The 22,008-nt window shown below is 47.7% G+C and carries 16 protein-coding genes; 7 read left to right on the top strand and 9 right to left on the bottom strand.

Annotated elements, in window-relative coordinates; translation table 11 throughout:
- Positions 1-22: 22 nt before the first annotated feature.
- Entirely contained in the window at positions 23-529 is a 507-nt protein-coding gene (locus tag IEV16_RS03355) for an acyloxyacyl hydrolase (protein ID WP_188364258.1), read from the top strand.
- Here the strand turns inward: IEV16_RS03355 and IEV16_RS03350 are convergent.
- A complete protein-coding gene (locus IEV16_RS03350; protein WP_188364257.1) occupies positions 500-1,957 on the bottom strand; it encodes a gamma-glutamyltransferase in 1,458 nt (485 codons plus the stop codon). The two genes, IEV16_RS03355 and IEV16_RS03350, sit on opposite strands and share 30 nt — an antisense overlap.
- Positions 1,958-2,022: 65 nt before the next feature.
- Here IEV16_RS03350 and hemL point away from each other — a divergent pair, with 65 nt between their 5' ends.
- Both hemL and IEV16_RS03340 read left to right on the top strand, forming a co-directional pair.
- Positions 2,023-3,297: a glutamate-1-semialdehyde 2,1-aminomutase gene (hemL, locus tag IEV16_RS03345; RefSeq protein WP_188364256.1), complete on the top strand. Its 1,275-nt coding sequence runs from the start codon at positions 2,023-2,025 to the stop codon at positions 3,295-3,297.
- Position 3,298: 1 nt separating this feature from the next.
- On the top strand, positions 3,299-5,197 hold the full coding sequence (locus tag IEV16_RS03340) for a DedA family protein (protein ID WP_188364255.1): 1,899 nt from the start codon (positions 3,299-3,301) through the stop codon (positions 5,195-5,197).
- On the opposite strand, the gene IEV16_RS03335 is transcribed toward IEV16_RS03340, so the two are convergent.
- Positions 5,175-5,906: a hypothetical protein gene (locus tag IEV16_RS03335; protein ID WP_188364254.1), complete on the bottom strand. Its 732-nt coding sequence runs from the start codon at positions 5,904-5,906 to the stop codon at positions 5,175-5,177. The two genes, IEV16_RS03340 and IEV16_RS03335, sit on opposite strands and share 23 nt — an antisense overlap.
- Before the next feature lie 368 nt (positions 5,907-6,274).
- Here IEV16_RS03335 and IEV16_RS03330 point away from each other — a divergent pair, with 368 nt between their 5' ends.
- The 3 genes from IEV16_RS03330 (at position 6,275) to IEV16_RS03320 (ending at position 11,992) form a co-directional block, all read left to right on the top strand.
- On the top strand, positions 6,275-7,336 hold the full coding sequence (locus tag IEV16_RS03330) for an efflux RND transporter periplasmic adaptor subunit (protein ID WP_188364253.1): 1,062 nt from the start codon (positions 6,275-6,277) through the stop codon (positions 7,334-7,336).
- The gene (locus tag IEV16_RS03325; protein ID WP_188364252.1) at positions 7,333-10,449 is read left to right on the top strand and encodes an efflux RND transporter permease subunit; all 3,117 of its coding nucleotides are present in this window, start codon (positions 7,333-7,335) and stop codon (positions 10,447-10,449) included. The genes IEV16_RS03330 and IEV16_RS03325 overlap by 4 nt, the downstream gene beginning before the upstream one ends.
- A gap of 154 nt (positions 10,450-10,603) precedes the next feature.
- The gene (locus IEV16_RS03320) at positions 10,604-11,992 is read left to right on the top strand and encodes a hypothetical protein (RefSeq protein ID WP_188364251.1); all 1,389 of its coding nucleotides are present in this window, start codon (positions 10,604-10,606) and stop codon (positions 11,990-11,992) included.
- Positions 11,993-11,994: 2 nt separating this feature from the next.
- On the opposite strand, the gene msrA is transcribed toward IEV16_RS03320, so the two are convergent.
- The 7 genes from msrA to IEV16_RS03285 form a co-directional block, all read right to left on the bottom strand.
- Positions 11,995-13,293 (bottom strand): peptide-methionine (S)-S-oxide reductase MsrA, encoded by a 1,299-nt coding sequence (msrA, locus tag IEV16_RS03315; RefSeq protein WP_188364250.1) that lies wholly within the window; start codon positions 13,291-13,293, stop codon positions 11,995-11,997.
- A gap of 80 nt (positions 13,294-13,373) precedes the next feature.
- Positions 13,374-14,204 (bottom strand): hypothetical protein, encoded by an 831-nt coding sequence (locus IEV16_RS03310; protein ID WP_188364249.1) that lies wholly within the window; start codon positions 14,202-14,204, stop codon positions 13,374-13,376.
- A gap of 109 nt (positions 14,205-14,313) precedes the next feature.
- Positions 14,314-16,836: a M14 family zinc carboxypeptidase gene (locus IEV16_RS03305; RefSeq protein WP_188364248.1), complete on the bottom strand. Its 2,523-nt coding sequence runs from the start codon at positions 16,834-16,836 to the stop codon at positions 14,314-14,316.
- Between the two features lie 11 nt (positions 16,837-16,847).
- Positions 16,848-18,083 carry a multifunctional CCA addition/repair protein gene (locus tag IEV16_RS03300; protein WP_188364247.1) on the bottom strand — a complete coding sequence of 412 codons (1,236 nt, stop codon included), beginning with the start codon at positions 18,081-18,083 and terminating at the stop codon, positions 16,848-16,850.
- Positions 18,074-20,056: a transglycosylase SLT domain-containing protein gene (locus IEV16_RS03295; RefSeq protein WP_188364246.1), complete on the bottom strand. Its 1,983-nt coding sequence runs from the start codon at positions 20,054-20,056 to the stop codon at positions 18,074-18,076. The genes IEV16_RS03300 and IEV16_RS03295 overlap by 10 nt, the downstream gene beginning before the upstream one ends.
- Position 20,057: 1 nt before the next feature.
- A complete protein-coding gene (locus tag IEV16_RS03290) occupies positions 20,058-20,696 on the bottom strand; it encodes an HD domain-containing protein (RefSeq protein WP_188364245.1) in 639 nt (212 codons plus the stop codon).
- Positions 20,697-20,699: 3 nt separating this feature from the next.
- A complete protein-coding gene (locus IEV16_RS03285; RefSeq protein WP_188364244.1) occupies positions 20,700-21,596 on the bottom strand; it encodes a recombination-associated protein RdgC in 897 nt (298 codons plus the stop codon).
- A 214-nt stretch (positions 21,597-21,810) separates the two neighbouring features.
- Here IEV16_RS03285 and IEV16_RS03280 point away from each other — a divergent pair, with 214 nt between their 5' ends.
- Entirely contained in the window at positions 21,811-22,005 is a 195-nt protein-coding gene (locus tag IEV16_RS03280) for a hypothetical protein (protein ID WP_188364243.1), read from the top strand.
- Positions 22,006-22,008: the final 3 nt, after the last annotated feature.

Here is a 22,008-nt window from a genome sequence, read left to right as displayed (position 1 = left end):
TTTGACAAGAGGATTGCCCACCATGGATATTCGAAAAACCATCGGGTTTGGCTGTTTGTTGAGCCTGAGCTTTATCGTCCATGCACAACACCCTTTTAATAAACACACCAACCGCCACAGTGTGCAAATCTATGTGGGTCAAATCAATGCTTTTAACGGCAGTATCCGCAACGCTGTTTTGGGTCTGGAATACCGTTTTCCCAAATTTTCCAGGTGGGGTCTGGTGCCTGCTGTTGGTTACCTCAATTCCGATAAAGGGGCTGAATACAGTTATTTCGATATGAAATACACTTTTGAACTAAGTGAACATTGGGGGTTGTTAATCAGTACCGGTTTGGGGTTTTTTGATGATGGTGATTTATTGGATTTGGGCCACACCATAGAATTCAAATCGGGTTTTGAAGTTTTTTATGAATTTAAAAATCAACACCGCCTGGGTTTGGCCGGACATCATTATTCAAACAGCCGTTTGTCCAAAAAAAATCCCGGCACAGAATCATTAACCCTCGGATATACCATCGTTTTTTAAGCCCACAAGCCCGCAGCCATGGCGCCGAAAATCGCCCACGGCGGCGATGGTTTCTCCGGTTTGTACCGCATTGACACCACCAAAATAGAGGTTATGGTTTTGCCATTGGGTCACATCAACCCGGTTTTTAAAGTGGTCTATATCAGCACCTGAAAACCCCGGTTCCAAATCCAGGTGCTTATTTTCTATGTGCATCCGAGGTCTTTCCACAGCGGTTTTTAATAAACTGTTGTTATAAATTAAATGATAAGCCACCTGAAAAATGGCGGTTTTAATCCGGTTTGATCCTCCGGAGCCAAGCGCGAATTGATTATTTGGGTGATGAATTATGGTGGGCGCCATCATTGAGCGCATCCGCTGGCCCGATGTCCAGTTAAAAAAACCTTCGCTGTTGATATCTGATTCGCCGAGGAAATTATTCATCATAAATCCACAATCGGGTACCACAAAACCGTTGCCTTCCCCATTGCTGATCGTTAAAGCGGCTAAATGGCCGCGGTTATCAGTCACACTGATATGGGTGGTGCCCCGTGAAACGGTACTCAGCCTTTTATTTTTATTCTGTTCCATGGCGAACATGGCGTCAAACACAGGCTGTTGAGTCGCTGTGTTCTGGCAATGTTTGAGTTGGTCAGCAATTAACAAACCGCCGGTACTGGGTGTCGGATTGGTCAGTACGCGATAATCACCACACTGAATAAGCAAGGGTTCTCTGATGACGCATTTATAACGGGCAAAATCATTTGCTTGTAGTAAACAATCTGCGCTATCGTACATCTTGGCAGACATTGGTTGGCGGTAAAACCAATCAGTATCTGACTTTGACAGGGTGTCCAAAAAATCTGCCAGCTGTTTGTTTTTCCATACAGCGCCGTGTGTCAGTCCATGATAGAGTTGCTCAGCTTCTTGGCTTGCGCTGATAACTGGTGTAAGAATTTTGGCCACAAAAGCCTGCTGTCGGTTGACCTCTATGCCTTTGGCCGCGGCCTCAATGGCCGGTAGTGCCAATTGTGTTAACGGCATCGAGGCTAACTTTTCATGGGCCTTGAAAATCCCCGCCACCACACCGGGCACTACCGCGGCCGCACGCCCGATGTGAAATTCCTGGGATTTGTCGCCAAAATTACCCGAAATCGGATAAAAATCCCAATCAGAAGGCGCTAAATTGTCGCTATCAATCAGTGGGGTATTGGAAAAAAAATCCAGTAACTTTGGCGTTTGTCCGGGCCCTGACACCATTAAAAATCCGCCTCCACCCGGGGAGGACAACAGAGGTTCTGACACAAAGGACATCAGCACCGCCGCAATAATGGCATCATAGGCATTACCGCCTTGTTGCAGGGTTGTTTCAGCGGCCTGAGCCGTGAGTCGATGACCGGCTGCCACAGCATGGGTTTGCATGATGTTGTCAGATTCAAAACTCTCCATTGTAGAACATGCCAATTGGTTGTGAAAACATTTATAATGGCGGCACGAAAATAATATTGACCAACATGAACAAAAATCACGCATTATTTACCCAGGCACAACAATACATCCCCGGCGGTGTGAATTCACCGGTGCGGGCTTTTCACGGTGTCGGCGGCGAGCCGATTTTTATCAAAGCCGCCAAAGGCCCTTATATGTACGATGTCAATGACAAGGCTTATATTGACTATGTCGGCAGTTGGGGGCCAATGATTGCCGGTCACAGCCACGACCGTGTATTACAAGCGGTGCATGCTGCGGTGGATCAAGGTTTGAGCTTTGGGACGCCGGCTGAAGCGGAGATAACCCTCGCCGAAAAAGTATGCCGGATGATTCCTTCGGTGGATTTGGTGCGGATGGTGAATTCCGGCACCGAGGCCACCATGAGCGCCATTCGCCTGGCCCGTGGCTTTACCGGTCGCGATAAAATCATTAAATTTGAGGGCTGTTACCACGGACATGCCGATTCCTTTTTAGTGAAAGCCGGCAGCGGTGTGGTGACCTTAGGTATTCCGGGATCACCGGGTGTGCCCAAAGCCACCGCAGATTTAACCCTGACCGTACCTTTTAATAATCTGGATGCCGTTAAACAAGTCATGGCCGAACATGGTGATGATGTGGCGGCCATTATTATTGAGCCGATTGCCGGTAATATGAACATGATTGAACCATTACCGGGCTATCTTCAGGGCTTAAGAGAAATTTGTGACCAACAGGGCAGTGTGCTTATTTTTGATGAAGTCATGACCGGCTTTCGGGTGGCCCGGGGCGGTGCCCAGGAGCTCTATGGTATTACACCGGATTTAACCACCTTTGGTAAGATCATCGGTGGTGGTTTGCCGGTGGGTGCTTTTGGTGGTCGGCGCGAAATTATGGAGTACATTGCACCACAAGGGCCTGTTTATCAGGCCGGTACGTTATCCGGCAACCCTCTGGCGATGGCCGCCGGCTCTGCCATGATGGACATTATCAGCGAACCGGGGTTTTATGATTATTTAAGTGCACAAGCCAAAAAACTCACAGACGGCTTGCAACAGGTGGCTGATAACGCCGGTGTGCCTTTTGCCACCCGTCAGCAAGGCGGTATGTTTGGTCTGTTTTTTGCAGATAAAGCCGCGAATAATTTCGATGAGCTGGAAACCTGTGATTTGGGTCACTTTAAACGCTTTTTCCACGGCATGTTAGATCACGGCGTGTATCTGGCACCGTCTGCATATGAAGCGGGTTTTATTTCCAGTCAGCATAACGATATCATCATTGAAACCACACTCGAAGCGGCCAGAGAAGCCATAAAAGCCTGATATGGAAGCCGAAGGTTGGGTCAAGGACGTCTTTGACTGGGTTCAACAGAATCCGAACTGGACCGGTCTAATTATCTTCGGTTTTTCGTTTTTAGAATCTCTGCTGCTGGTGGGGATTATTTTTCCGGGGGCGGCTTTTTTGGTCAGCCTCGGCGCATTAATTGGCCTCGGTGTACTGGATTTTTACAGCGCCTGGTTCTGGGCTTCTTTCGGCGGCTTCGCCGGTGACGGTATCAGTTACTGGATTGGTTATCATTACCGGGAAAAACTGCTCACCAAATGGCCCATTAACCGGTTTCCGAATTTAATTCACAACGGTCAGCGGTTTTTTAAGAAATACGGCATCATCAGCATCATCATCGGACGTTTTGTGGGGCCGGTGCGCCCCATTATCCCGGCCATCGTCGGCATTATGGCGATGCCGGTGAAGCGTTATGTGGCAATCAGTTTTCTGGCTTCGGTTTTATGGGCGCCGTTTTATCTGCTACCGGGTATTTTATTTGGTTCTGCGATTGAAAGCATGGCCAAGGTGGCGGTTAAACTGGCGGGTCTGGCGCTGGTGCTGGTGGCACTGGTCTGGCTGACGTTCTGGTTGATTCAGTTTATTTATCAGCTGTTGGTTCCACGGGCTTATCGCTGGCTCAGCCGGATGCTGGCCTGGAGCCAGAAACACCCGAAATTAGGTCACATCACATCCGGCCTGATTGACCCCAGACAGCCGGAGACCGGTTCGCTGGCGATGATGGCATTTATTCTGGCGATTTTTACCGTGCTGGTCATTGTATTTATGGCGGGCAATCAATGGTTGATTGGCTGGAACCAGGCCAGTGAAGGCTTCTTTTATACCTTTCACAACCCATGGACGGTGCCGCCGATGCGCTGGTTGTTGTATTTGGGCCATGATCTGGTGATCTGGCTGATGACCGGTTTCATCACTGCCTGGCTGATTTACCGACGTTTATACTTGGCGCTGGGGCATTGGCTGATTTTGTCATTAAGCGCCTATGTTTTTTCGGTGATTATCTGTCGCATGGATCACGGCCGGTGGCACTTAATCGCTTCGCATCACGCCTTTTGGTATGTGGCGGTGATTGCTTTTTGGGCCATTCTGGTGGCCGGTGCCTATCCGATTAAATGGCGCAGTTGGCCCTATATTCTGACGGCGGTGTTATCGGCGTTGTATTTATTTGCCACTTTGTTTTTCTTCAAATTAAGTTTGCCTGTGGCGCTCCTGTCCGGCATTATGGCGGCCATCTGGGCGATGGTGGTGGGGATTGCCTTTCGCACCCGCTATCGCCGTCAGTTTCTGGGTTTGCCGTTAAAATTAATCTTTATGGTGACCACCTTGACGGCTCCCCTGGCCGCCTGGTTGTTTTTTCCCGGCAGCAGCCATATCATTAAACCCCAGTGGTTGGCACAACAGGATTACAACACCACCACCGGATGGGCCAACACCGGCAAGCAGCAACTGGACATCCACATCAGCGGTGATTTACAGGTGCTGCAAAATGGTTTGGTGCAACAAGGCTGGCAGACTTTACCGGTTAAAACCTGGGGCAATGTGATTGCCGCGCTGGCGGCCAGCAAAAAAGGTGATCTGCCCCTGTTGTCCTATGTGCATAAAGGTGAACTGGAACATGTATTGATGACCAAAAAACACGGTGAGCAGTTGTGGGCTTTGCGTATCTGGCCGGATTCAAGCACTCAGCCCAATCAATGGTCTGCCACTGTTACCCGCCATAAGCGTGACACCGACTTGTGGTTTTTCCACCATTGGGGCTATGTCGGTACAGTTGCAGATAAATCGGCTTTGCAACAGGATTTTAATCACGCCGGTTTTCGGTTCACACCCACCATCAACGGCTGGCAGCTTGACATCACGGACGCGCCACAAATGTGACCGAAAAAGTCTGCGCAAAAGGTGCCTGGTGGCCGCTGTAGGGAAAGTTGCTCACCTGTTCGAACAAAGACTGTATTTCCTCAGCCAGAACCGCATCACAATCCGGTGCCATCTTAAAATCGTGCAACTGGCCGCCCGGCAGCTGCGAGACAGTCACCTGACATTCGCCACGGCGGACCCGGTTCTGCCAATGCCGCTTTAAGGTTTTTGCCAGCGCCATCCAGTAACGGGTTTCAGCCGTTTCAACATTGTGTAAATACTGACTGTCCACATCATCAGTGTACGTCGCATAAAACAATGAATACAACAGCTGACGGGCAAACACCCGAGTGGCCTGTTGCCAGGCATCGGCATTCAGTTCCACCCACACAAAAGTGGGCGTGGTGCCCAGTGTGTCGCTCACTGTTAAACGCAAATCAATGGTCCGTTCATTTTCTTCGATATCACCTGAAATCACATAACGCACCCCGGCCAGACGCCAATGGTGTAAATTCCAGTGCTTTTCAGGCTGCAATCTGCCCGGTTGATAAAACAAACCGGATTGTGACAGATGGAACAGCAAATTATTTTCAATGACCACCGCCGGACTCACGCCATTGCCACGGTAGGAAAATGGTTGAAAATAAATACCCACAGGTTTATTCGCACCGCCAATGACGGTCAAATGGGGCGGTTCAGCGGCCTGTGTCAGGCCGATGAGTGAAACCATAAGAAGAAAAAAAGTGCGCATAAGGCGCAGTTTAGCACTTTAAAGTACAAAAGGGACTGCAAATTCAATAGTATCAAACAAATCTAAAATAATATTAATATCAGCAACTTATAGATTATTTCTAATAATATTTATAAATAATTTATTTAAATACTTGCCTTAACAATACCTTGTATGTTATTGTTTTACATATCAAATGTGCCTAAACCGATTTTGGAGTTTATCGGTTATACCTCTTAATCCCAACTTGTTTGGGATTTTTTTTGCCTGACATTTTAAGTTAAGTCTTATATTTTCACATTGTTTCCACATTTAATCCACTGCATTCGTTTAAAATAAGCATTTAAAATTCCGCTTGTGGTTGATTCATGTCCTATAAAATAAGCTTAATCTGTTTGCTTTTCTTTATCAGTCAGCCCAGTTGGGCCCAGCGCAGCACCCCGGTGATTGTCGCGCCTGTTAAAACCACCACCCTGTCCGGCGATATTGAGGCACTGGGCGACTTAAGGGCGATTAACAGCGTGGATTTAACGGCCCAGGTCACGGATTATATTGTGGGTATTTATTTTGAAGACGGGCAACGGGTTCAACAAGGCGATGTGCTGATTAAACTGGATGATGGTGATGAGCAAGCCTTATTGGCGGAAGAACAGGCACGTCTGGCAGAAGCCCGGCGACAGGTTGACCGGCTCAGTGCGCTGACCGCCAAAAATGTCTCTTCAAAATCTGCCTTAGACACCCAAAAAAGCCTGGTATCGATTTCCAAAGCGAAAATTCAGGGTATTCAAAGTGCCATTGACAAACGCACCCTCAGAGCGCCCTTTGATGGTTTGATGGGATTACGGCGCATCAGTATCGGCAGTTTGGCACAACCGGGCATGCAGCTGGCCACACTGGATGAAGACAGGCAAATGAAGCTGGATTTTACGGTTTCAGCCGATCAGCTTATTCACTTACAACCGGGATTAACCGTGACCGCCACCACCACTGCATTTCACGATCAGGTTTTCAAAGGCACATTAATCAGTCTCGACAGCCGGGTTAATCCGATCACCCGCATGATCAGTGGACGGGTGATAATTGATAATCCCGATTATTTGCTCAAACCCGGTTTATTGATGCGGGTCAATATTGCCGCCGAGGAAAAACCGGCTTTGCTGATTCCCGAGGAAGCCCTGATTTCAGAAGCCGGTCAGCATTTTGTGTATGTCATTGAGAACACCGGCCAACAAACCACGGTGCGCAAACAGGCCATCACCATCGGCGACCGTCCTGACAAATCACTGGCCATTACTTCAGGCTTGGCGGCCGGTCAACAAGTTGTGATTCACGGCACTTTACGCATCCATGATGGTTCACCGGTGACCATTACTGCGGTTAAGACCGGCGACGAGCCATTGACTGAATTACTGAAAAAATCCGCGCCATGATTATCTCTGATATTTCGGTCAAACGGCCGGTTTTTGCTTCGGTAATTTCCCTGTTACTGATTGCTTTTGGTCTGGTGTCTTTTGAGCGCTTGTCCTTGCGCGAATACCCTGACATTGATCCGCCGATTGTCACCGTTGCTGTGGACTATCCGGGTGCACCGGCCAATGTCATTGAGACCCGGGTCACTGAAATCATCGAAGACCGCATTTCGGGGATTGAAGGCATTGAGTACATTGCTTCATCTTCCAGTGACGGTCGTTCAAGGGTGACCATTGAATTTTCCATTGATCGCGACATCGACGCCGCAGCCAACGATGTGCGTGACCGCATTTCAGGGGTGATGGATAACTTGCCTGAAGAAGCCGACCCACCGGAGGTGCAAAAAGCCGATTCCAGTGACGACGTCATCATCTGGCAGAATCTGGCCAGTTCAAAAATGTCCACACCCGAATTAACCGATTACGCCGAGCGCTATCTGGTGGATCAATATTCGACCTTGGACGGCGTCGCTCGGGTGCGGGTGGGGGGTGGTTTTCGCTACGCCATGCGTATCTGGCTGGATCGCAACGCCATGACCGCACGCGGTTTGACTGTGGGTGACGTTGAGCAGGCGTTGCGCGCTGAAAACATAGAATTACCCGCCGGTTCACTTGAATCGGAACAACGGGTCTTTAAAGCCCGAGTTGCGCGACAATTTAAAACCGCTGATGCTTTTAAGCAACTGGTGCTGACATCCGGCGATGACGGTTCGCTGGTACGTCTGGGTGATATCGCCCGGGTGGAACGGGGCCTGCGAGAAGACCGCACCATTTTTCGCGGTAACGGCGATCCCATGGTGGGTATCGGCGTGGTTAAACAATCCAATGCCAACACCATCACCGTGGCGCGCGGAGTCAAGGCACTGTCAGAAAAACTCAACAAAAACCTGCCCGATGGCATGGTGATTGAACAAAGCTATGACGCTTCGGTGTTTATTGAATCGGCAGTCAGTGAAGTGTACACCACTTTATTGATTGCCATTGGCTTTGTGGTGTTGGTGATATTTTTGTTTCTGGGCAACTGGCGGGCCATGCTGATACCCGCCGTGACAGTGCCGGTATCGGTGACCGCCACTTTTATTGTCATCTATGCCCTCGGTTTTTCCATTAATCTGTTGACCCTGCTGGCGCTGGTGCTGGCCATCGGCCTGGTGGTGGATGACGCCATTGTGATGCTGGAAAATATTGTCAGGCGCATGCAGGAAAAACACGAAACCCCGCTGGTGGCGGCGTACCGTGGCGCCCGTCAGGTGGGTTTTGCGGTAATTGCCACCACCCTGGTGCTGGTGGCGGTGTTTGTGCCGATAACTTTTCTGGAGGGCGATTTGGGGCGTTTATTTACTGAATTTTCTTTAACCATAGCCGCCGCTGTGGTGTTTTCATCCCTGGTGGCTTTAACACTCTCTCCCATGCTGGCTTCGGTGTTGCTTAAGCCAAACAACAAAAAAAACAAATCCCTTAAAGCCATCGACAGCGGCATTCGTCGCAGTCGCAGGATATATGGTCGCTGGCTGGGTCGCTGGATCAGACGACCGATTTACATGATTGTGCTTTTTGCCGCCATTATCGTTTCAATGGTTTGGTTATTTTCCAACACTGAACGGGAATTCACCCCCACCGAAGACCGGGGTGCTTTTTTTGTGCGTATTTCGGGCCCGGAAGGAGCCAGCTATGAGTTCATGTCAGAATATATGAACGAAATCGAGCGGCGCTTGTTGCCTTATGTGGATGACGGACGCATTGATCGCATGCTGGTGCGTGCACCTTTGGGATGGGGCAGTGTCGAATCCTTTAACGGTGGATTTGTAATTGCCCGCCTTAAACATTGGAATGAGCGGGATTTTTCCGCTTTTGAAGTGATGGATCAGATTCAAGCCGAACTCTCCGATTTGCCCGGCGTTCGGGCCTTTCCCATTATGCGCCAGGGTTTGGGCGGCGGCACCGGTAAACCGGTACAGTTTGTTCTTGGCGGTCCAAGTTATGAAGAATTGGCCGAGTGGCGGGATACCCTGATTGGTGAAATCGAAAAAGACAATCCCGGTCTTATCGGCATCGACAGCGATTTTAAAGAAACACGGCCTCAAATTGATTTTGAAGTGGATTATGCCGCCGCCGCTGATCTGGGCGTACGCATTAATGACATTGGTCGCACGCTACAGACCATGCTGTCGGGGCGCAACGTCACCACCTTTATTGATGATGGTGAAGAATATGATGTGATTGTCGAGGGAGAACGCAGTCAGCAGCGCTCTTTTGATGACGTTAAAAATATATATGTGCGCTCGAACCGCAGCGGTGAGCTGATTCCTTTGAGCAATCTGGTGAATATAAGAGAATATGGCGCAGCCGATAATTTAAGCCGCTACAACCGCATACGTGCCATCACCATTGATGCCGGTCTGGCCGATGGCTACCGCCTTGGTGATGCGCTTGATTATCTGAATGCCATGGTGGACAAGCACTTGCCGGATTATGCGATTGTCGATTACAAAGGCCAAAGCCGTGACTTTATCAATTCAGGTGGTTCGGTGCTGTTTGTGTTTTTACTCGGTCTGATTGTGGTGTTTCTGGTGCTGGCCGCCCAGTTTGAAAGTTATCTTCATCCGTTTGTTATTATGCTGACCGTGCCTCTGGCGCTTGCCGGGGGGTTATTTGGTCTTTGGATCACCGGAGGATCCTTGAATATCTATTCTCAAATCGGCCTGATTATTCTGGTCGGCCTGGCCACCAAAAACGGTATCTTAATCGTTGAGTTCGCGAACCAGTTGCGTGACAAACATTATCGCTTTAACCGCGCTTTGCTGATGGCCGCACGGGTTCGTTTTCGTCCCATCGTCATGACCGGTCTGACCACCGTTGCCGGCGCCATTCCCTTAGTCATTGCCTCGGGTGCCGGCGCCGAAACCCGAATTGTAATCGGTGTTGTGATTTTATTTGGTGTGATTGCCGCCACTTTATTTACTTTGTTCGTCATACCGGTGGCTTATAGCTTATTAGCCCGCGGCACCGGCTCACCGGGCGAAGTGGCACGCAAATTAGAAAAACAATCCAATAAAATAAGGCGTAAGTCGTGAGAAAGCCACAATACATTTAAACATCACAGGGAAATCGTTTGAAGTTAACAAAACAGATAGCACCATTGGGTTCATGCTTTTGGTTGACTTAACAGTTTATTAACCCTGTAAATGCTAATGTATTAAAGAAGTCACAGCCAACATGGAGTTTACAATGAAACGCATCCTTATTTTATCCGGTTTAATTTTAGTTTCTTATCACTTTCAAGCCATTGCTGCAGTTCATTTATCCAATGATGGCACCGGTCAGGTCGCAATCGTGCCTTTTTATTCCGTTGTGGATGGTAACGAAACCCATCTGCGGGTTATGAATGCTGGCGACCAATATAAAGCGGTTCGGGTCAATGTTCGTACTGCTGATATTACAGCGCAACCTGTTTACAGCTTAAACGTCTATCTGCGACCTCATGACACCTGGCGAATGGCTATGGGTCAACGGGACGGCTTTATTGCGGCCATCAATACCGATACCACCTGTACCTTAGGCCTAACGGATCCTAACTCTCAGCCCGTTAATTGGTCTAATCATATCTGGACAACAGGTTTTATTGAAGTGATTGAGATGGGCAATATCAGTCCTGCAACCATTGGTCAGTATGTTAATGAAAATGAATACTGCTCACTGATGGAAGAAGCCTGGGCAGATGGCGGTGCTTGGTCAGACAACCCGCTTGCCGGCCTCAATCCAACCGCCGGAGAATTACAGGTCACCACGGAACTCTTTAATGGCGTCGCCGGCTATTCTTTTAACATCCCGGTCACGATGCTGGCTGATTTTTATCCAGAAGATTCAATCGTACATACCGCTGCAGGTTCCAGTGAACCTAACTTAGACAGTGGCAGTCATGACAGTCAAATTATTTACCAAGGTGAAACCATAGAAACCACCTGGGAACATGGTTATGAAGCAGTGAGTGCTTTACTGATGAAAGAAACAATGACCAATGAATTCAACCTGATAGAAGCCATACTGGGACAGACTGAATGGACAATGACATTTCCAACCTTAGCATTTCATAAAACTGATCCTAATTTCGAAGATAATTTCCACAATCCCATTAATGATTTTATTTTCGACGTGTTTTCAAGCGAAGGAAATGATATACCATACCCTTGTGTGGGAGGAAAAATCTGCTTTCCTGTCGGTAAACCGAAAATTAGTTATTTAGATCAGCATACAGCTGTCTATGGTTTCATGAATTATTATGAGGATAATTATCAGTCGAATTTAATTAATATGATGGCTGATAATGCCTACGCATTTGATATTAATTACAACAGTGAACATTTATCCCCAGAACGTCAAAAAGAATCCCAATCAGGTACAGCACAATTATTCTTAACCTCTCCTCATCCAAATAGTCCTATAAAAGCACAATTAATCGGTGTTGACAGCCAGAGCGGTTCAAAACAAATTTACCAGGGTATGCCGCTGATTGGTTTTGCCGTACATTTTACTTATAACAATGCGTTGCCGGCTGTTTACAGCAGAAGTGTAAAACACACCGCTTCAAGACTTGTTATTGAAGAACAACCAGATTAGATTTAACGCGCCACAAAATCCAGCACGGTGGCGTTAATGCAATACCGCGGCTGGCCATTGGGACCGTCATCGAAAACATGGCCCAGGTGAATACCACTGGTTTTGGCCACAACTTCGGTACGCACCATGCCAAGGCTGTGGTCGGGTTTTTCAATCACCGAATCTTCCACCGGTTGAGTAAAAGACAACCAACCGGTGCCTGAATTGAAACGATGCTCGGTATCAAATAAAGGCTCACCACTGAGTTTATCGACAAAGACACCCGGTGGCGTGTCCTTAAATAAATCATACTGTTTACAAAAGCGGTTATCGGTGCCTTCGGCAAAAGCGACTTTGTAGGCTTCGCTGTCGCCGAGTTTAAACGCACCCAGGGCTTTGTAAAATTCTTTGGCGGTCATATAGCCTTGCTTGGCAAAAGTTTCTTCACCGTCTTCTAAGAAATAAATGGTTGGTGTCGCCCAGGTTGGTGTGTCAATCTTCAGACCTTGTAATTGTTTTGCAGTGCGATAAACCAGGGGGATATTGCCCTGATAATCTTCACTGACATCGGCGCGGAATTTCTCACAATAGGGACAATAACCATCAGCCTCTAAAACCAGGATTGATTGGCCTGTGAGCAGTTCTGAATTATCCACTTTGGCCAGTGATTTTTTCCTTTTTGGGGAATCAGCAAATACGACGCCGGTGGAATGGTCCGGGCAGTAGCCATTTGGGTTTTTGGCAATGTAATCCTGATGATATTCCTCAGCGGGGTGGAATTTTTGCAGCGGTTTGATGATGGTTTGAATCTCACCATAACCGGCAGAGGACAGTTGTCTCTGGTATTCTGATCGCAGTTGATTGGCTGCTTTTAACTGCGATTCGTCGGTGGTTAATAAGATGGATCGGTATTGGGTGCCGACATCATTGCCCTGACGATTTTTTTGGGTCGGATCATGCAGCTCGAAGAAATGTTTAATCAGGTCTTCGGTAGAAATCATATTGGTGTTATACGTCACCTCAACCACTTCGGCATAGTTGTTTTCATTAAAACGATTTTTGGCCTGGGTGATGGCTTTATAACTGGGTTCGACGCCTTCACCGTCGGCATAGCCTGAAACTGCATCAATTACACCATCTAAATTTTCGTAATATTTTTCCGCTCCCCAGAAACATCCTAAACCCAGCACAAGGGTGGACAGGTGATTACTGGCGGCTTTGCTGATATCGGCTTGTTCAGTGTTTTCAGAACTTTGAGCACAGGCAGAAAGGCTAAACAGTAACAGGAATATGGGGGTTATTTTGATAAATCGATTGGTCATACTGACTGTTATTTATTGTAAACAGTCAGTATAGACAACAAGTCGTGAAAAATGACTCAAAAATTTATTAAAAAGCCATTTCAATATCGCTTAAAACATTCAAATGAGTCATCAAAAATTACATCGGGGTTGGTGTTTTCTTCGAAAATCGAGCAAACTTCAAAGTTGTAAAGGTAATCATCTCCGGCGCCAAAGGCAACTCGAACGGCATCTACATAGCCGATAAAATCATCACCCCAACCCGAACCAACACCTACTGAAACACCGACTATATAGGTGTTTGCGGATAAATTAACCACCGGATCACCCGGTTGGCCGACAGGAGAACCATTTATCCAATCATCTAATGTCGAATTGAAATTTTGAATGGTTCCCGAGTTGCTTTGTGGGTATGTCACATAAACCCAGAAGTTCTGGTTAACAATATCGGACAACTGCCAGCTATCGGTGGCTGCCGGATTAATGCCATTGTAAACACCTTCCCAGACTAAATAGCCCCAAGTATCATCTAATGGATCAGCGGTACCGGCATCGTCGATGAAAATCAATCGAAAAACAGGGATAAAATGACCCGCCGTTAAACTGGCCGAATCTCGATACCAGAAATAACTGAGGTCACTGACATTTCCCAGCGTGCGTTGAGGAAAATCATAAACAGGTGGAATCGATGTATTTTGCTGCCATAGGTATTCATATTCTGCTTTGTCTTGGCCTGAGGTTTGTGGGTCAGTGGCAAGAAGCAATGAACCATCACCAAATAAAGGCTGGTTTTTACTGTGTTCAACCAAACCATCATCACGGACATTGGCGGGTAACCAACCATGCGGATTTAATGGCGTGACTTCAACTTCTTCAAAGGCAGCAGCCAACGGCGATACCATGCACAGAACCAGCATTATTTTTAATTTCATTTTTAAATACACCTAATTTATTGATGCATTAATTTAGCACAGTGTTAAACCTTCGACAATATGTAATTTTATCTTTATGCGAAGGGCTTAAGAAATAAATATCCCAGAATTATTTATTCAATTGCGTGCGCTGTATTAAATCGCTTAAATAAATGGCGTTAATCAGCCAGCGTTGCGTACCGTACCAGAAACCGCGAAAGTTCGGGTTAAAGCCAAATTGAATGACACTGCCACGTCCCATACGATCGGCAATAATAAGTGGTTTTTCGGTCAATTTTTCCTGCCAGTAATCAGACACATATCCGGCGGCTTCAACATCTTTAGCCACACGCAATGGCGTGGCGTAGGCGTTGTCCGATTCTGTTAAAACCACAGTGCCTTTCAATAAAGGATATTGGGTGTCATGAAAAGTTCCAAAGGCCAGGGGATGACTTAAATCCGCTTCAGCGGTAACGATGGCACCGCCTAAAATACGCTTGGCCTGATCGGCTTCAAAGTCTGCATAGGGTTTTGAGGTGACGATTTCTTTGTCACTCTCTTTATCTTTTTCTTTGTTGTCTTTTTTATCTTCGGCGTCATCGAATTCCACTGTGAGGTTTTTATCTGCCCAGGCCGCACCACCTTGCAAACCAATCAAATGGCCACCTTGACGAATCCACTGTTGTAAGCGGTCGGTGTTTTGCTCCTTGAATTCTTTATTATAGCGGCCATCAGGAAGAATAATATGGGTATATGTGTGTAAAGGAATCTGGTTCAATTGATGACTTCGGACTTTGGTAATCGGTAAATGCACCTGGGTGTCGAACAAATGCCATAAGCTTCCCGCTTGATAGGCATTCACACCACGTCCAACAACCATCAGGACCTTTGGTGGTTTAACTTGTTGCACCTGGGGTGAGCCGATATCGATGCCACTGTCTGCCTGGAATGTGCTCAGCGCGTGCCATTCAACAGCCAACTGGTCGCTGATATAACTCAACATGGTAAATAAATCATCTTCATTCTGATCTTTCACCGGTAACACAAAACTACCGGCCGGCAGTGACTGTCCGTCCACATTCAGTGGTTTGGCACTGATAAACACCGTTTGTTGTTGGGACAACAAATAATTCAGAGCCGCCGGGGCTTTGACGTTATGCCAGTTAAAAGCAAAAGCCACAGCATCTTTTTGATAGCCATTTTTCTTTTTCGGTATTCTAAATTGATCATTGCTATCGATTCCACCACTCACCGGCGCCCACGACAGGCCCCAGGCCATCGGTAGATTCCAGGCTGAAACATCATAAAAGGTGTTATTTTCAAAACGTTTATCGGTGGCAAACAAGGCTTGAATCAGGGTGGTTTGCGGCTGGTCCAAACTGACATAAACAGCCTGATCTTTCTTAAAGGTGTGCTTATTGATGGTTTTGTCACTGGCCAGGTTACGGGCTATGATGTTGTGCCGATCTAAGAAATCGAGCAACTGAATACCCCGTTGCGGCTGTTGTGAAATATCCAACACAAAGCCATTTATATCCAATTTTGCCGCCGCTTGTCGGGCCTTGTCGTTGAATTCTCGTTTGTGACGAATAAAGTCCTCACGCAGCGCGTTGGCACCCACCAGACTTGATACTGCAGTGCTGAATTGGTTGCGAATACCGGCAGCTAAGCTTCGCTCACCATTGGGTGTTTCAATCACACCGCCTTCAGCACGGGCCTGTTCAAACAAAACACCGACACTGCCCTGAATATCCGGATAAGTTGATCCTTTACCGGGATAAAAATCATCAAAACTTTCCCGGCTGTAGTAACTTTGGCCAATTTTATCGAGGCCTTTGGCATGGTAATCGGCCAGTTTTTCGGTCAGGGTGACATTGTTGCTGACAATCAGCGGATTTTTACGGTCCGGCACACCGGGCTGAAAGAAAAAACTGCCCGCTGAACCCATTTCATGGTGATCGGTGATGAGATGCGGCTGCCATTTTTGAAACTGGGTGATGCGGCCGCGGGATTCGGGTTGGGTGAGCAACAACCAATCGCGATTCAAATCAAACCAATAGTGGTTGGTGCGACCACTGGGCCATTGCTCATTGTGTGACATGTCATTGGGGTCGCTGACAGTGGCTTTGCCGCGAAAACTGTTGGCAAAAGTGGCAAAGCGATCTAATCCATCGGGATTAATGGTGGGGTCAATCAAAACCACGGTGTCATTCAGCGCCTCACGAATCGTCGGATTATCGGTGGACAGAAGATACCAGGCATACAGTACTGAGGCATTGGCACCGCTGGGCTCGTTACCATGAATACTAAAACCCTGCCAGACTTTGAGCAAATCATCACGCTTAGGCAACTGGTCGAATTGTTGCATATTGTTCTCACTGCTGATGATCAACAAAATCAAACGCCGACCTTCATGGGTGCGACCGTATTCAATTAATTTAGCTTGGGGTGAACTGGCAGCCAACATGCCCATATAGCGGACAATTTGATCATGGCGTAAATGTTGATCACCCAGGTCCTGGTTTAATAAGCTGCTGGGGGAAGGAATACTGGCATTAAAACGTTCGCCAGCGGGCAAGTAATAATCAATTGGTTCAGCAAAAGCAAGCAAGGCCCACAGCAGGCCAACGAGGGTCAAAATTCTGTTTGTCATGGTTTGGGTTCTTAATGTTTTGTTTGACTCAATTCTATGGCACGGATACGCTTTTGTCTAATGTGACGGCCTAAATTCTTACCTTCATAGCCGGCTTCAATCAGCGGTTTAATATCAACAGCCCTGGCAGCTCGAAAGTAGCGTCGAACCGTGTCTGCCTGTGGGTAGTCCTGAAATTTATCACCCCAGCGACCGGTGGCATCGGCTTGGCAGGCTTGTATAAATTGCTCGACCCGTTCGGGTCGTCGATAGCCATCTAAATCCTGAAACAGTTTATGCACCGTTTTCGCCCGAAGTTCTTCAATGGTGTGACACTTTAAATGCAACCAACACACCAGTTCTGCCAGTTGCTGATAGCTTTTGGGAACTTTTAAACGCTGACTAACCGCACGCACCAATGGTACACCGGCCGATTCATGCCCCCGGTGACTGGGCAATACATGCGCAGGTGTTATGCCTTTTCCCAGATCATGCACCATCACTGCATAGGCCACATCGTTGCGCAGGTTTTTAGCATTATCAATCGCCAACATGGCATGCACGCCGGTATCAACTTCCGGATGCCATTGGCGGGTTTGCGGCACCCCGAAATAGGCATCAATCTCAGGCAATAATTGTTTCAATGCACCACACTCACGTAAGGTCCAGAAAAAAGCTGACGGGGTTTCTTCGTTCAAACTTTTTTTGATTTCCTGCCAAATCCGTTCTGCCGGTAATTCAGACAGCTCATTGTCATCAACCAAAGCCTGCATCAAGACAATGGTCTCAGGATGCACGGTAAAACCCAAATGGGCAAAACGTGCCATAAAGCGGGCAACGCGCAACACCCGCAAAGGGTCTTCGGCAAAAGCCGGTGACACATGTCGCAGTATTCTATGATCTAAATCCCTTTGTCCGCCCCATGGGTCTATGACCTCACCGTTGGTTTCATCTATGGCCATGGCGTTGATGGTTAAATCCCTGCGCTGCAAATCTTCTTCCAGAGTTACCCCGGGTGAGGCATCCACGGTAAAACCGTGATAACCGCGTCCGGATTTTCGCTCAGTGCGTGCCAGGGCGTATTCTTGTTTTGTTTCAGGATGCAAGTACACCGGAAAGTCATCACCTACTGATATAAATCCACGTTGTTCCATGTCTTTGGGTGTGCTGCCCACGACCACATAATCGCGGTCTTTAACCGGTATAGCCAACAGTTGATCACGCACTGCACCACCAACTAAATAATGGTTTAATCCGCTTAATGGCATAAGGTTTCCACCCGTTGCATTGGGACCTCCCGGTTGGGCCAGGGCTGACTTTTTTGGCCATTAATCGGCAGGGTCGGCATCCAGTGACTGATTCGATAGGGGTGGCCACTATTGAGCCAGTCATAAATCACCACATTCGATAAAATGCGTGGAATATAACCGCGGGTTTCACGGTAAGGTATGGTTTCTAACCAGACATCCGGCGCGGTGGGAAAATTCTTACTCCAATCAACACTCTTACCTTCACCGGCGTTATAAGCGGCGGCCACCAATAAAGGGTGATCAAATTGTTTAAATAAATTCTTTTGATAATGTATACCCAATTGCAAATTAAGGGGCACCGTGTGTAAATCGTTGCGGTTGCAACAGTTCAAACCCAGTTCTTTGCCCATGCGCTGTGCGGTTTCCGGAATTAATTGCATTAAACCATGCGCCCGTGCCGGAGACAAGGCGTCTTTAGCCCAGGCACTTTCCTGTTTAATCACTGCCATCACCCAGGGCGAGGTCACTTTGGATTCGGTCGCAAATTGATCAATGGTATCGGCATAAGCCACCGGATAGCGTGAATGATAATCCTGCCAGCGACCTAAATCCGCCATAATGGTTATCACTTTGGCATACCAGTTTTCAGCTTTCATGTGCTGCGCCAAAGCCAGCTTTTCATCAACAGTTAAACTGCTGTAGGCCAAGTTCCATTCACTGCGTGCCATGCTTAGGAGGCCCGCGTGGTACAATTCCACCGCCCGCACAATGGCGGCCGGCATAACAAAATCAGCCGAACCCGGTTCAGCCGGTTTTTGACACAGGTAATAGGGTAAGCGCAGGTGATCAGCGGCCAGAAAGCCGTAATAATGTGTTTGTTTGCTTAAGGTTCTAAACAGCTCACGGGCTTTTTGGGTTTGACCGGTTTTGGCATAGGCCCGCGCCAGCCAGTACTGCCAGCGCTCATGCAGGCGTTGGGTTACAGGCATTTGTTCGATACTGTCTGCCACCGCCGCCCAATCGTCGTTGAACAGATAAAAGCGGGTTATCCAGGCCCTGATTTGATTGTCTTTGGCGGATTTTGGCAAGGCGTGCAGGGCGTCGATTGAAAAATCTTCATAATCGGTGGCCGCAAACAAGGCTGTGAGCCGCTCAACATTTTGCACCTGTCGGGGCGTAAAACTGTGCTGTTTTTTGAGTTCGGGCCACAAAGCATATAGTTCGGCGGGTTTATTTTTAGCCGCATAAATGGCGGCTTCATAGAGAAGTTGGGTGGTTTGTGGGGCGATTTTCAGGTTTTTGGATTGTTTAAAAGTGGCGATGCCATCCACCAGCAAATCCTCTGCCAAGGTCACCCACTGTGGCACAGTTTTGAGCTGTTTTTTTAAATAACGAAGTAACGTCAATTGACGTTCTTTAAAGCTCAATGTAATGCGTTTGAGCAGCAAGTTATCGCTTTGATGGCCCTGATTGCGCCACCAGGCAAACAATTCATTACAAGCATCCGGCGCAGAATGACCCTGTAACCAGGCGTCTTTGACCAAGTTCGGTAAATGGCTTGTTTTGCCGGTTTTTAACAAGGCGGTTAAATACCAGCATTGTCGAACATCGCCGCTGAAAGTGCTGCCGTGTTTCAGCAACAGGGACCATTTTTCCTGCTTGGCTAATGCGCTTTGCAACTGACTGTCCAAACGCCGGTTCAAGGGACTGTCGGGATGGGCTGTTTTAAAGGCATTGATGCGGCCAATGGGCAATTTATCCATATCGCTGACCAGCAAAGCATAATCCAGATAATGATTCAGCGGATAATCAGCCAGAGGCCGGCGTTTTTTTGTGACCGCAGCCTGCTGACCATTGAGTGCCAGCGCGTACAATTGTTTGAACAGACTTCTTTGCCGGCTGTTATCTGCAGCTGACGCATGGGATACTAAAAACACAAGTGTCATCAGAACAGCCATTAAGCGCATTGACAGCCTGCTTTGAAACGCCATATTAAACCTCACTTTCCAACTGTTTTAAAAAATCCAGCATAAACTGATGACGCCTTTGGGCCTCATGTTTTGCCGCATCGGTGTGAAAACGGTCTTTTAGGTGGAGTAATTTGGTGTAAAAATGATCCACCATGGCCAAACGGTCATCAGGTGTTCTATGGTAACAAAACGGGTCTTTGATATGTGTTAACGGATGCCCCAGTTCGGTGCCGACCGTAAGGGTACGTGCAACTCCGATGGCGCCGATGGCATCCATGCGATCCGCGTCCTGAACAATTTGAGCCTCCAGCGTTTCACAGTCAATGTCGGCAGAAAAACTGTGGGCTTCAATGGCATGTTGAATAGCCGGAACATACTGACTGGTATAATCCCAGCTTGTCAATAATTCACCGGCTTTTTCAGCGGCCAAAGCCGATGCCATCGGGCGACGCGGATCATCTTTGGCGACCGCCACACAATCGTGCAACCAGGCGGCCGGAATCACCACGGCCAGTTCAGCCCCTTCTGCTTTTGCCAGTTGCCGCGCGGTTTTTACCACCCGCTTAATGTGTGTTATATCATGGGCGGCATCGGCATGGTCTTGTGCCATCAGCCATTGTTCAAATCGATTCTCCCATTGAGACAAGAGTTGTGATTGCATGAATCAATGTTTGAAAATCTTAAAGAATTCTGCCAGTAAAGCCCGAACCTCCAAACTAAACAAGGTAAATTGACTGTCTAACAGCTGCCATTCAGATTCGATGCTGCTTTCTTCTAATTGGTCCAATACCACATCGGTGAATTTAATTTTTTTGATACCCATGTCATGACCCAGCACAAATTCGACCCGATCCTGATAACTTAAGCCCAGTTGTGTGACCATATAACCATTATCTATGTGGCGTTTCATCTGATCATCCAGGTGCTCAATGTTGCGCCCACGCACCACACCTTTATTGTCATCCAGGGTTTCTAAGACGATTTCATTGTCCAGCATAAAACCACCGGGTGGCTGGTCTTTGAGGACCCATTGGGTCAAGCTTTCGGCCATCGAAGAAGAAGGCCCGTAAGCGGCGGCTTTGAAAGAGCCCAGGGTCTGGCGCAACTGGCTGACCAGGTCCTCGGCGGCATTTTGTGAAGCCGTATTGACCACCAGATGGTTGAGGTTTAAATCAATGTACGCATGCAGTGTTTTGGGTTTCACAAAAGCCTGCGGCAGCATTTCGTTCATCAGTTGCTGTTTCATATCCATCTGTTGTTTGCGGCCGGGTTTTTCGCCGGTGCTTTGTTTGATCTGGGCCACTTGTAAGTGTAACTGGTGATTCACCACCGCCGCCGGCATCACTTTTTCTTCGACCCCCATGGTAAACATCAGCGCGTCACCACTTTGCAACACAAACAAATCACTGTCCTCACCAAAGGGTGATAACCAGCCTTTGGATACCAGCTCCATCGGACCGCAGGGTCGTAGTTCATCTGATTTCAGCGCCTCAGATAATTGTTCAGCGCTGAGACTAAAATCTTCGTTTAATTGAAATAAACGGGCATTTTTAAACCACATGGCATATCCTTGTTAAAAATCAGCATTTTAGCAAAGAAGCCACCTAAATACTGCCTTGTGGTGGTAAGTCGCTTAAGGGCCGTTGTCAGACATAATGCCACCAATCAGACACGGTTTTACTGGATTTTAAAGGTGTTTTGTGCTACAAGAATAAAAACAGAAATTGATACCTGAAGGGTTAATTTAACAATAATCAGGTACGGGAAAGGGGTATATGACATCGTTATTGAGAACACTTTTTGGGGGTAAAGCCACCCATAAACACGCCAACTTCGATCGCAGACATAGCGAACGTCGCCAAATTAAAGACCGCCGTCAGAGCATCCGTTTTGACAGTGATTTTCAAGATCGGCGCAGCGGCAAAGAGCGACGACGCGGGCACGGTATCTGGGATTATCACGAACAGTAAAAG

The organism is Marinicella pacifica (assembly GCF_014636635.1).
GTDB lineage: Bacteria > Pseudomonadota > Gammaproteobacteria > Xanthomonadales > Marinicellaceae > Marinicella > Marinicella pacifica.
The sequence above is the reverse complement of the archived record's forward strand: the minus strand, read 5'-3'. Positions and strand labels throughout refer to the sequence as shown.

Coding starts and splice junctions, on each gene's coding strand:
- IEV16_RS03350 (WP_188364257.1), bottom strand. CDS start 1,957: ATGGAGAGTTTTGAATCTGACAACATCATGCAAACCCATGCTGTGGCA.
- IEV16_RS03305 (WP_188364248.1), bottom strand. CDS start 16,836: ATGACAAACAGAATTTTGACCCTCGTTGGCCTGCTGTGGGCCTTGCTT.
- IEV16_RS03300 (WP_188364247.1), bottom strand. CDS start 18,083: ATGCCATTAAGCGGATTAAACCATTATTTAGTTGGTGGTGCAGTGCGT.
- msrA (WP_188364250.1), bottom strand. CDS start 13,293: ATGACCAATCGATTTATCAAAATAACCCCCATATTCCTGTTACTGTTT.
- IEV16_RS03280 (WP_188364243.1), top strand. CDS start 21,811: ATGACATCGTTATTGAGAACACTTTTTGGGGGTAAAGCCACCCATAAA.
- IEV16_RS03320 (WP_188364251.1), top strand. CDS start 10,604: ATGAAACGCATCCTTATTTTATCCGGTTTAATTTTAGTTTCTTATCAC.
- IEV16_RS03310 (WP_188364249.1), bottom strand. CDS start 14,204: ATGAAATTAAAAATAATGCTGGTTCTGTGCATGGTATCGCCGTTGGCT.
- IEV16_RS03325 (WP_188364252.1), top strand. CDS start 7,333: ATGATTATCTCTGATATTTCGGTCAAACGGCCGGTTTTTGCTTCGGTA.
- IEV16_RS03335 (WP_188364254.1), bottom strand. CDS start 5,906: ATGGTTTCACTCATCGGCCTGACACAGGCCGCTGAACCGCCCCATTTG.
- IEV16_RS03340 (WP_188364255.1), top strand. CDS start 3,299: ATGGAAGCCGAAGGTTGGGTCAAGGACGTCTTTGACTGGGTTCAACAG.
- IEV16_RS03295 (WP_188364246.1), bottom strand. CDS start 20,056: ATGGCGTTTCAAAGCAGGCTGTCAATGCGCTTAATGGCTGTTCTGATG.
- IEV16_RS03290 (WP_188364245.1), bottom strand. CDS start 20,696: ATGCAATCACAACTCTTGTCTCAATGGGAGAATCGATTTGAACAATGG.
- IEV16_RS03330 (WP_188364253.1), top strand. CDS start 6,275: ATGTCCTATAAAATAAGCTTAATCTGTTTGCTTTTCTTTATCAGTCAG.
- IEV16_RS03355 (WP_188364258.1), top strand. CDS start 23: ATGGATATTCGAAAAACCATCGGGTTTGGCTGTTTGTTGAGCCTGAGC.
- IEV16_RS03285 (WP_188364244.1), bottom strand. CDS start 21,596: ATGTGGTTTAAAAATGCCCGTTTATTTCAATTAAACGAAGATTTTAGT.
- hemL (WP_188364256.1), top strand. CDS start 2,023: ATGAACAAAAATCACGCATTATTTACCCAGGCACAACAATACATCCCC.